Origin of the sequence: Gemmata sp., assembly GCF_051859125.1 — a bacterium.
Classification (GTDB): Bacteria; Planctomycetota; Planctomycetia; order Gemmatales; family Gemmataceae; genus Gemmata.
The window spans coordinates 1-10,968 of the sequence record NZ_JBHYGG010000135.1; the positions used below are offsets into that span (position 1 = coordinate 1).

6 protein-coding genes are annotated in these 10,968 nt (G+C 72.9%); 3 read left to right on the plus strand and 3 right to left on the minus strand.

What is annotated here, in order from left to right; genetic code table 11:
* Positions 1 to 118: 118 nt before the first annotated feature.
* Positions 119 to 685: a ParB N-terminal domain-containing protein gene (locus ACTIGN_RS13845; RefSeq protein WP_439624742.1), complete on the minus strand. Its 567-nt coding sequence runs from the start codon at positions 683 to 685 to the stop codon at positions 119 to 121.
* A gap of 98 nt (positions 686 to 783) precedes the next feature.
* Between ACTIGN_RS13845 and ACTIGN_RS13850 the strand changes: the two genes are divergently transcribed.
* A complete protein-coding gene (locus tag ACTIGN_RS13850) occupies positions 784 to 1,713 on the plus strand; it encodes a hypothetical protein (RefSeq protein WP_439624744.1) in 930 nt (309 codons plus the stop codon).
* A gap of 196 nt (positions 1,714 to 1,909) precedes the next feature.
* On the opposite strand, the gene ACTIGN_RS13855 is transcribed toward ACTIGN_RS13850, so the two are convergent.
* A complete protein-coding gene (locus ACTIGN_RS13855) occupies positions 1,910 to 2,650 on the minus strand; it encodes a response regulator (protein WP_439624746.1) in 741 nt (246 codons plus the stop codon).
* 135 nt (positions 2,651 to 2,785) lie between these two features.
* Positions 2,786 to 6,826 (minus strand): chemotaxis protein CheB, encoded by a 4,041-nt coding sequence (locus ACTIGN_RS13860; RefSeq protein ID WP_439624748.1) that lies wholly within the window; start codon positions 6,824 to 6,826, stop codon positions 2,786 to 2,788.
* A 317-nt stretch (positions 6,827 to 7,143) separates the two neighbouring features.
* Here ACTIGN_RS13860 and ACTIGN_RS13865 point away from each other — a divergent pair, with 317 nt between their 5' ends.
* Together ACTIGN_RS13865 and ACTIGN_RS13870 are read left to right on the plus strand one after the other, a co-directional pair.
* On the plus strand, positions 7,144 to 10,215 hold the full coding sequence (locus tag ACTIGN_RS13865; RefSeq protein ID WP_439624750.1) for a PAS domain S-box protein: 3,072 nt from the start codon (positions 7,144 to 7,146) through the stop codon (positions 10,213 to 10,215).
* Positions 10,216 to 10,306: 91 nt separating this feature from the next.
* On the plus strand, positions 10,307 to 10,921 hold the full coding sequence (locus ACTIGN_RS13870) for a DinB family protein (protein WP_439624752.1): 615 nt from the start codon (positions 10,307 to 10,309) through the stop codon (positions 10,919 to 10,921).
* The last annotated feature ends 47 nt before the right edge of the window (positions 10,922 to 10,968 follow it).

The following is a 10,968-nucleotide window of genomic DNA, read 5'->3' on the forward strand; positions in this document are numbered from 1 at the left end:
CCTACCAGAGATTCGCCTTTGGTTTGTAGGGGCCGCCCTCCGTGGCGGCCCGCGTGAAGCGAACGATTCAACAGAGCACCACCGAACCAGAGCCGGTGTCACTCGCGGAGCGAGTGACCTACTTTGGGCGCCGCACGTGCGTAACGAGGTCAAAGCGACCTACGAGCGCGTCGAGGTCGGCCGCGAGCCGCTCGTAGGTCGCGGCGTCGGTCACCAGTGTCACCTCGACGCGGTCGGGGTCGGCCTCGGGCCCGGCCGCGACCGCGGCGGCCGGTTCGAGCCGCAGCGCCGCAACCGCTCGCGCGTCGAACCCGGTCACCTCCAGTTCGGGCACGCCCTCCAACTCCGCGAGCAGTTCCGCGAGCTTCTCGGTGTCGTACCGGCCCTGCGCTTCCTGATTGTTCAGGACGACGTTCAGCGCCTTCTCGCGGGCGTCGCTGAGCCGCACGACCGACACCGGCACCTCGGTGACGCCGAGTTCCGCGAGGATGCGGAGCCTCGCGTGGCCGCCGACCACGTACCCCGTGAGTTCGTTCCACACGAGCGGCTCGACCAACCCGAACGCCGCCAGGCTCGCCCGGAGCTTGCGGTACGCGGGCGACTTCGGGTCGAGCACCCGCCGCGGGTTGTACGGGGCCGGCTTGAGCTGCGACAGCGGCAGGACGCGGAGTTCGATCGGGGACACGGCGGCACGCGGGGATGGGAGTGTGCGAAGTGATCTTCTGTGTACTCATGTGCGCAACGATTCTCGCGCTGTCAAACGCGGCCGAATACAATCCCGCCATGAACCGATTCCTCTGCCTGCTCGTCGCCGTTCCAGTCGCCGCGTGCCCGGCGCTCACCGAGGACCGCCCGGCCGTGTCCGGGGACGCGACCGTCCGCGCGAAGGCCGGGCCGTCCGAGGTCGTCGTCACCACCACGAGCCGGCTCGCGGGGGCGATCCACTCGCTCACCTGGAACACCAAGGAGTTCGTGAACAGCACCGACCACGGGCGGCAGATCCAGTCGGCGTCGAACTTCGACTGCGGGCAGAAGTTCATCCCCGAGGTGTTCAACCCGACCGAGGCCGGGAGCGCGGCCGACGGGGCCGGGCCGACGTCCACGAGCCGGTTACTGGAACTGAGCGCCAAGGGCAACCAACTGGTGACGCTCAACCGCATGGCGTTCTGGCTGAAGCCCGGCGAGAAGTCGTTCGGCAACCCGGCCCGCAACGACCGCCCGCTGTCGGACCACTACCTCGCCAAGCGGGTCACGATCGGCCACAAGGACCTGCCGCACGCGATCGAGTACCGCGTCACGTTCCTGGTGCCGAAGGGCGAGGGCCACACGTACGCGCAGTTCGAGGCCGTCACCGGCTACATGCCGCCGGAGTTCGGAACGTTCCACCGGTTCGACGCGGCGGCCGGGAAGTTGAAGCCGCTGACCGACGGCCCCGGCGAGCAGCCCGACCCGGTGGTGCTGGCGACGGCCGACGGGAAGTTCGCGATGGGCGTGATCGCCCCGGACCCGCCGGGCGCGGGGCTGACGCGGCCGGGGTACGGCCGGTTCCGGTTCGAGAAGGAGAAGGTGGTGAAGTGGAACTGCGTGTACCGCCTCCGCGACCCGAAGGGCGTCCCCGGCGGCGACTACGCGTTCCGGTGCTTCGTGGTGGTCGGCACGCTCGCCGACTGCGAGGCGACGCTCGCCGCGCTGCACGCCGAGGTCCGAACGTGATGGGGAGGGCCCGGGGTCGTGCGGCCCGGACGAACTGGCGGGGCGGATCGGTCGGCCGCCTGCGGTCGCGAGGGCGGTGGGACGCTGACCCCGTCCGTGGGGTGCCGGCTCGCATCCCGCCCGTCGCCTGCCGCCCGGCTCGGCCCGTCCGTGTGAGCCCGGCGGGGCACCTCGTGGCGGCCCGGCGCGTGGCGGACTAATTCGCGGTCGCGGGCGACCGCACGGCGTCCTGGATCGCGTCCCACAGCCGCTTGGGGTTGAGCGGCTTCGGGAACCACGCGTCGAACCCCGCCGGCCCGTCCGGGACGTTCACTTCCCGGGGGTTGGTGCTGCTGACGGAGAACACGCGCAGGCCGGCCAGGCGCTGGTCGGCCCGGATCCGCCGGAGCGTCTCGGGCCCGTCGCACCGGGGCATCGCCATGTCCATGATGACCACGTCGGGCCGGTTCCCCGCGGCCAGGTAGGCCAGTGCGTCCTCCCCGTCGGCCGCGGTCGCGCACTCGCACCCGTTGAAGCCCAGCAACCCGGCCAGCAGCTCCCGCTCGTTCGCGTCGTCCTCCACGATCAGCGCGCGGCGCGGCACCGGGGGGGCCGGCGCCTTCGGCTCGAGGGCCTCGAGCGCCTGGAGCGCCATTTTGAGGGTGTCGTCCGCCTCCGCCGGGCGGCCCGCGTCCCACTGCTTGCGCGCGAGGTGCACCGCGAGGGTGACCTTGCTCAGGGCGTTCGCGAGCGCATGGTCGGCCCGCTTCGACTGGGGCGACCGGGCCGGGGCGGCCACCTCGGCCGCCGGGACGATCTCGTCCCGGAGCACCTTGATCTCCGGGGGGGCTTCGATCCCCACCTTTGCGGAGGCCCCGGTCACGCGGAGGACGTGGACGGTGATGCCGAGGCTCGGGAACGCGATCTTCTCGTTCGGACGGCGGGTGACGACCAGCATGGTCGGGGTCTCCTTACCCTGGTGTGATCGGAGGTGGTCCGCACCTCAATTGATCGTTGTTGTAAAAATGGTAATGAGGGGTCCGGGCCGTAGTCAACAACCGAGTTGAGTTTTTCCAAACCTCGCCGGCCGCGGTCACCCCCGGCCCGGGGGGCCGTCGTGCGGCGGAAGTCGGGGCGGTCCGGTGGTCCGGAACGCGGCCAGCACCCGTGACAACTCGGCGGGATCGAAGGGCTTGGTCACGTGGGCGTCGAACCCGGCGGCCGCCGTGGCGGCGCGATCTTCCGTGCGGCCGTACCCGGTCAGCGCGACGAGGTGCGGCGGCGGCCCGGGGCGGCCCCGGACCCGCCGGGCGACCTCGAACCCGTTCATCCCCGGGAGCCCGATGTCCAGGAGAACGGCGTCGAACCCCCCGCCGAGGTCGAGTGCGGCCAGGCCCGCGGGCCCGTTCGCCGCGGCGCGGACCGCGTGGCCGTCCAGTTCCAACAGGGCGACCAGCGAGGTGCGGATGTCGGCGTCGTCCTCGATCACCAGGATGCGGAGCGCGTCCGCGGCGGCGGGGGCCGCGGCGCCCAGGGCCGGCGCGGCCGCGGGCGGGCCGGCGGCCGCCAGCGCGAGCCGGATGACGAACTCGCACCCCGTTCCCGCTCCGCCGCTGCGGCCCTCGACCGTGCCCCCGTGCAACTCGACGATGGACCGGACCAGAGTGAGCCCGACGCCGATCCCGCCCCCCGAGCGGTCGAGGGTCTCGTCGGCCTGCACGAACGGCTCGAACACCCGCCCGAGCATCTCGGCCGACAGCCCCACCCCGGTGTCCCGCACCCGGATCACCGCGTGCCCGTCCTCGCGGCCCAGCGTGTACCAGACGCGGCCGCCGGCGGGGGTGTACTTGGCGGCGTTCCGCAGCAGGTTCACCTGCACCTGTTGGAGCCGGTCCGGGTCGCCGTCGACCAGCACCGGGCCGTCGGGCCCCTCCTGCGTGAGCGCGACGCGCGCCTCGTCGAACCAGGGGCGGACCTCCTCCAGCACCCCGGGGACCGTCGCCCCGAGGTCGGTCGGCACCCGCCGGACCTCGACCTTGTCCTGGCTGAACCGTGCCACGTCGAGGAGGTCGTCCACCAGCCGGGCCGTGTGCCGCGCCCGCCGGCCGATGACGCCGAGCCACCGGGCGGCTTCGGACCCGGCCGGGGCGGCGCGGGCGGCCAGGTCGGCCGCGCTCAGGACGGCCGCCAGGGGGTTCCGCAGCTCGTGCGAGAGGATCGCCAGGAACCGGTCCCGCTGGTCGACCGCCTCGCGGGCCGTCTGCTCGGCCTGGCGGATCGCGGTCACGTCGGTCTTGATCCCCCCGACCCCGACCACCCGCCCGGCCTCGTCCCGGACCGGGAACTTGGTCGCCAGGAAGGTGTGCGGGCCGTCGGCCAGCGGGATCACGATCTCGGCCTGGTCGTCGACCCCCTGATCGATGACCCGGTCGTCGCCGGCCGTCACCAGCCGCGCCACGTCCGGGGAGAACAGGTCGCCGGCCGTCTTCCCGACCGGGTCCTGCCCGACCGCCCGGCGGAACGAGTCGTCGGCCACCGAGTACCGCCCGGCCAGGTCCTTGATGAACACCCAGTTCGGGGAGTGGCGGAGGATGCCGGCGAGCTGCTCGTCCTTCCGCCGGGCCTCGGCCTCGGCCCGCTTCACCTCGCTCAGGTCGATCAGGGTGAGGACCACCCCGTCGATGGCCAGCCCGGCCCGGTACGGGAGGATCCGGAGCAGGAACCAGTGCCCCCGGCGGTCCCGGACCTGCCGCTCGATCGGGGTCGGGTGGTCCAGCACGGCCCGGAGGTCGGCCAGCATCCCGGGGTGGTCGATCGTGTACGTGAAGTGGTCGATCCGCCGGCCGATGTCCTGGGGGAGGAGGTTGAACGACTCGGCGATCTTCGGGGTGAACTTCCGCAGGCACAGGGCGCGGTCCAGGAACATGGTGTGGACGCCGGTGCTCATGAGCAGGTTGTCCACGTCCGCGGACAGTTGGGTCAGCTCGGCGATCTTCTTCTGGAACTCGGCGTTGACCGTGTACAGTTCCTCGTTGACCGAGTGCAGCTCCTCGTTCGTGCTCTGCAGCTCCTCGTTGGCCGCGGTCAGTTCCTGGTTCGTGGCCTGCAGCTCCTCGTTGCTCGTCTCCATCTCCTCGATGAGCGCCTGGAGGTTCTCCTTCGTGTGCCGCAGCTCCCCTTCCAGCTCCAGGAGGTGGTCCCGGGACGCCTGCCCGAGGTCGATCTCCTGGGGGACGTCCCGGGGCGGGGGGGCGGCCCCGACCTCTTCGATCTGGACCAGGGCGTGGGTCACGACGGCCCGCCGGTTCCGGACCGGGCGGACGGTGACGTTCACCAACCGCTCGCCGTCCGGCGCGGCCACCCGCAGCCCCTTGTAGGTCACGTCGGCCAGTTCCTTGAACGCCCGCGGCAGCGCCCCGGTCAGGGCGGTCCGCAGTTCCGGGGCCACCAGTTCCAACAGGTCGGAGGTGACCCGCCCGTCCCGGAACCTCAGGTACTTGCTCGCCCCGCCGAACGTCTGGACCAGCGCGCCCCGCTCGGTCACCAGCAGGGCGGGGGGCATGAACTGGTCGAGCAGCGCGTCGTAGGCCGAGGCCAGGTTCGGGTCCGGGCCGGCGGCCGGCAGGCCCGGGGCCGGGCGGACCGGCGCGACGGCCGGCAGCCGCAGGTCCGGGACGAGCCGGACGTCCCGCCGCTTCCGGTAGAGCCGCCAGTGGGAGTCGACCGCCTCGAACTCGTCCCCGATCTCCCCGGTGGTCTCGCTCGGCCCGAGGAACAGCGTCCCCCCGGTCTTGAGGGCGAAGTGGAACAGGGACAGCACCCGCTTCTGGGCGGGCGGCTGGAAGTAGATCAGCACGTTCCGGCACGAGGCCAGGTCGAGGCGGGTGAACGGCGCGTCCTTCAGCAAGTTGTGCTGGGCGAACACGACCATCTTGCGGAGCTCGGCCGACACCTGGAACCCGCCGGCCGCCCGGGTGAAGAACCGGGTGGCCCGGTCCGGGGCGACCCCGGCCATCGCGGCCTCCGTGTACAACCCGAGGCCGGCCGCCTCGATCGACGCCCGGTGCGCGTCGGTAGCGAAGATCTTGACCGGGACCGCCCGGGGGACGGTGTCGAGCGCCTCCCGGACCAGCATGGCGAGCGAGTACGCCTCCTCGCCGGTGGCGCACCCCGCCACCCACGCGCGGAACTCGTCCCCCGGGGCCAGCCGGCCGATGAGGGCCGGGAGCACGTCCCGCCCGAGCCGGGCGAACCCCTCCTCGTCCCGGAAGAACCGGGTCACGCCGATCATCAGGTCCTTGTACAGCAGGTTCAACTCGGCGGGGTCGCCGGCCAACCGGCGGGCGTACTCGTCCAGCCCGGGGATGTCGCCCAGCCCGATCCGCCGCTCGAGCCGGCGGGTGACGGTGTCCGGCTTGTACGACGAGAAGTCGATCCCGTAGGCGTCCCGGAGGAGGCGGAAGACGGCGTCCACCCCGACCAGCAGGGCCGCCGGGGCGGGGTCCGAGTGCGGGGCCAGGGCGTGCCTCACGAGGGCGGCCGGGATCTCCTCCGGGGCCAGCACCAGGTCGGTCGTCCCGGTGTCGATGGCGCTCTTGGGCATCCCGTCGAACTTGGCCGTGTCCGGGGCCTGGACGACCACCAGCCCGCCGGCCGCGTGGACGTCCCGGACCCCGCGGGAGCCGTCGCTCCCGGTCCCGGACAGGACGACCGCGACCGCCTGGTCCCCGGCCTCCTGGGCGAGGGACCGGAAGAAGTGGTCGATCGGGAGCGCGACGAGTTGGTCCAGGTCCTTGTCGGTCAGGAGCAGCCGGCCGCCGCGGACGATCATGTCCTTGCGGGGCGGGATCAGGTAGATGGAGTCCGGCCGGATGTGCATGCCGTCCTCGACCACCCGAATCGGGAGGCGGGTCCGGCGGGCCAGGATGTCGTTGGTGAGGCTCTTGAAATCGGGCGAGAGGTGCTGAACGACGATGAACGCCATCCCGGTGTCGGGCGGCATGTGCTCGAAGAGGCGCTCCAGGGCCTCCAGCCCGCCGGCCGACGCCCCGACCCCGACGAAAAATTGCGGGGGCGGGCCGTGAGGCGCGGCCGGAACGGAGCCGGAGGCCGTTTCAGTCGGATCGGCAGCCATGTCTTGCCCACCCGGGGCGGTCCACTGGATTCAGAGGTTATAGAGCGGGAACCTTGCAACTCAAGAGGTCGCGCCCGCACGGCGAGCGACGAAGGCGGGGGACCGCGGAGGCGGTGGTCGTGCGGCTCCCGAGCCGACGCGGGAACGTTACCGCAGTGGGCACCGTTCCGGGGCCGCTCCCGGCACCCGCCGGGGGTCAGCCGAGGTGCTTCGGTTCAAAGTGCGGGGCGGCGTTCGCGGGGTTCGTGGGGGGGCCGCCGCTCAACGCCGGCTATACTGGCTGGTGTTGAACGAACCCCTGCCCAGCGGGTGACGCGATGCCCCCCCAACCTCTCCGGGTGCTGGTGGTCGAGGACTCGGCGGACGACGCGGAACTCATGCTCCTCGAACTCCGGCGGGCCGGGTACGCCCCGTCCGCCGAGCGGGTGGAGACCGCCGCCGCGTTCCGGGCCGCACTGGCGGCCCGGGAGTGGGACGTGATCCTGTGCGACAACGCGATGCCGGAGCTGGACGCTCAGGGGGCGCTGGGCCTGCTGCGGGAGTCCGGCCGGGACGTGCCCCTGGTGATCGTGTCGGGGACCATCGGGGAGGAGCGCGCGGTCGCACTGATGCGGGCCGGGGCCACCGACTTCGTGATGAAGGGCACCCTGGCGCGGCTGCCGGCGGCGGTCGAGCGGGAGGTCCGGCAGGCGGCGGAGCGGCGGGAGCGGCGGCGGGCCGAGGGGGAGGCCCGCGGCCTCGCGGCCATCGTGGCCTCGTCGGACGACGCCATCATCGGCAAGGCCCTGGACGGGACGATCACCAGTTGGAACGCCGGGGCGGAGCGGCTGTTCGGGTACGCCGCCCCCGAGATCGTCGGCCGGAACGTGGCGCTCCTCGTCTCGCCCGACCACCCGGGCGAGGGGGTCGGTCTCCTGGGGCGCGTGTCCCGCGGGGAGCGGGTCGAGCACTACGAGACGGAGCGGGTGCGGAAGGACGGCACCCGGGTGCCCGTCTCCATCAGCCTCTCGCCGGTCCGGGACGCCGCGGGCCGGGTCGCCGGGGCGTCCGCCATCGCCCGCGACATCACCGGTCAGAAGCGCCAGCAAGCGGCCCTCCGGGCGAGCGAGGAGCGGTACCGGACGCTGGTCGACGCGACCGCCGCGATCGTCTGGAACTCCCCGGCGACGGGGGCGTTCGACTCGGAGCAGCCGGGGTGGACGGCGTTCACCGGGCAGACGGTCGAGCAGCACCGCGGGTGGGGGTGGCTGGACGCCGTCCACCCCGACGACCGGGAGAAGAGCGCCCGGGCGTGGGAGGCGGCGGTCGCGGCCCGGACCGTGTATCAGGTCGAGCACCGGCTCCGGCGGGCGGACGGCGACTACCGCCACATGGCCGTCCGCGCGGTCCCGATCCTGGACCCCGGCGGCGCGATCCGCGAGTGGGTCGGCGTGCACACGGACGTGACCGAGCAGCGGCAGGCCCAGGCCGACCGCGACGCGGCCCTCGCCCGGCTGAACCTCCAGATCGAGCGGATGCCCCTGGCGTACATGACGACCGACGCGGACTTCCGCTGCACCCGGTGGAACCCCGCCGCCGAGCGCACCTTCGGGTTCACCGAGGCGGAGGTGCTGGGCAAGCACCCGTTCGAGATCCTCGTCCCGCCCCCCGCCCACCCGCACGTGGCGGACCTCCTCGGCCGCCTGCGGGCCGGTGACATGGACGCCCACGGGACGAACGAGAACGTCACGAAGGACGGGCGGGCCATCGTGTGCGAGTGGCACAACACCCCGCTGCTCGGCGCGGGCGGTGCCTTCGAGGGCCACATCGCGCTCGCCCAGGACGTGACCGCCCGGAAGGTGGCCGAGCACGCCCTGCTGCTCCGCGACCGGGCGATCCGGGCGGTCGTCGGGGGCATCCTCATCACCGACGCCACCGCCCCGGACAACCCGATCAGTTACGTCAGCCCCGGCTTCGAGCACCTGACCGGGTACACCGGGGCCGAGGCCGTCGGGCGGAACTGCCGGTTCCTCCAGGGCCGGGACACGGACCCGGCGGCGGTGGCCGAGGTCCGGGAGGCGGTCCGGCGGGGCGTGCCGTGCGACGTGGAACTGCTGAACTACCTCAAGGACGGCACCCCGTTCTGGAACGCCCTGTCGATCTCCCCGGTCCGGGACGACGCGGGCCGGCTGACCAACTTCATCGGCGTCCAGACCGACGTGACCGGGCGGCGGAAGCTGGAGAACCAGTTCCACCAGGCCCAGAAGATGGAGGCGGTCGGGCAACTCGCGGGCGGGGTGGCCCACGACTTCAACAACCTGCTCACCGTCATCAACGGGTACGGCGAGATCGTCCACGGCGCCCTCCCGCCCGACCACCCGAGCCGGGAGCTGGTCGCGGAGATCATGAGCGCCGGCGAGCGGGCCGCGGGGCTGACCCGGCAGCTGCTCGCGTTCAGCCGGCAGGCGGTCCTGGAGCCGAAGGTGCTCGACCCGAACGCCCTGGTCCGGGACGTGGAGAGGATGCTCCGGCGGCTGATCGGGGAGGACATCGACCTGGCGACCCGGCTGGCCCCGGACCTCGGCCGGGTGAAGGCCGACCCCGGCCAGCTGGAGCAGGCGGTCGTGAACCTGTGCGTCAACGCCCGGGACGCCATGCCGACCGGCGGAAAGCTCACCGTCGAGACGCGGAACATCGAACTGGACGCGGCCTACGTCGCCACCCACCCGGACGTGCGGCCCGGCCCGTACGTCGTGGTGGCGGTCAGCGACACCGGGACGGGGATGACGCCCGAGGTCCAGGCCCGGATCTTCGAGCCGTTCTTCACCACCAAGGAGTTGGGGAAGGGGACGGGGCTCGGGCTGGCGATGGTGTTCGGGTTCGTCAAGCAGTCCGGCGGCCACATCGGGGTCCACAGCGAGCCGGGCCGGGGGACGACGTTCAAGTTGTACCTGCCGCGGGCCGGGGACGCCCCGCTGGCCGGAAAAGCGGGTGCCCCGCGGACGCCCATGCCCCGGGGGACGGAGACGGTCCTGCTGGTGGAGGACGAGGACGCGGTGCGTGCCCTGGGCCGGCACATTCTGGTGATGTGCGGGTACACCGTTCTGGTGGCCGGGAACGGGCGGGAGGCGGTCCGGGCGGCGGAGGGTCACGCCGGGCCGATCCACCTGCTGGTGACGGACGTGGTGATGCCGGGCGGGATGGGCGGGCGGCAGGTGGCCGAGGCGGTCGTCGCCCGCCACCCGGAGGCGCGGGTACTGTTCACCAGCGGGTACACCGACGACGCGGTGGTGCGGCACGGCGTCCTGGACGCGGGCACCCACTTCCTTCAGAAGCCGTTCACCCCCGCCACCCTCGCCCGGAAGGTCCGCGACGTGCTGGACGGGACGGGTGATGCCGAGGCGCCGTGAGGGGTATCCGTCGCCGGCCGCCGCGGGGCCGGACCCGGGGACTCGCCGGGGCCCGGCCCCGCGGGGCACCACGAGAACGAGGACGACTGTCATGCACTACGCGTTCGTCGCCATTCCCGACGCCGAGGTTCCGCGGGCCGTCGAGCCGGCCTTCCAGCACGCCCTCGACACCTACGCCAGCGAGGTCAACAAGACCGCGAGCATGTGGCGGGCGGTCCCCGACCACCTGCTCGACTTCAAGCCGCACGAGAAGGTGAACCCGATCCGCACCATCCTGGTCCACCAGCTCCTCTCGGAGCGGCGGTTCTTCGCGGAGTTCGCCGGGCTGGACGAGCCGCCGGTCGAGGACCTGCTGCCCGCAGGTGAGAAGCCCGCGGTGGCGGCGTACCTCGACAGGTACGTCGGGCTGGCGAGGCTGCGGCTGCCGCAGTTCGCCCGGGGCACGACGGCGTGGTGGCTGGAGGAGCGGGCCTTCTTCGGCGGCTTGAGGCGGCAGCGGGTGTGGGTGTTCTGGCGGCGGGTGCTGCACACCTGCCACCACCGCACGCAGGTGCAGACGTGGCTCCGGCTGGCCGGGCACGAGCCGGTGCCGGCGATCTACGGCCCGTCCGGCGACGTGACCTGGGACGCCGCCGACCCGACGTACTCGGTCGAAGCCGCGAAGCGGGGCGGCAACGCGAAGACACCCGAGGGCGGCGCGAGGTGACGAGGGCCACGGTGCGGGACGAGTTGGCCGGGTGGCCGCCGGTCCGG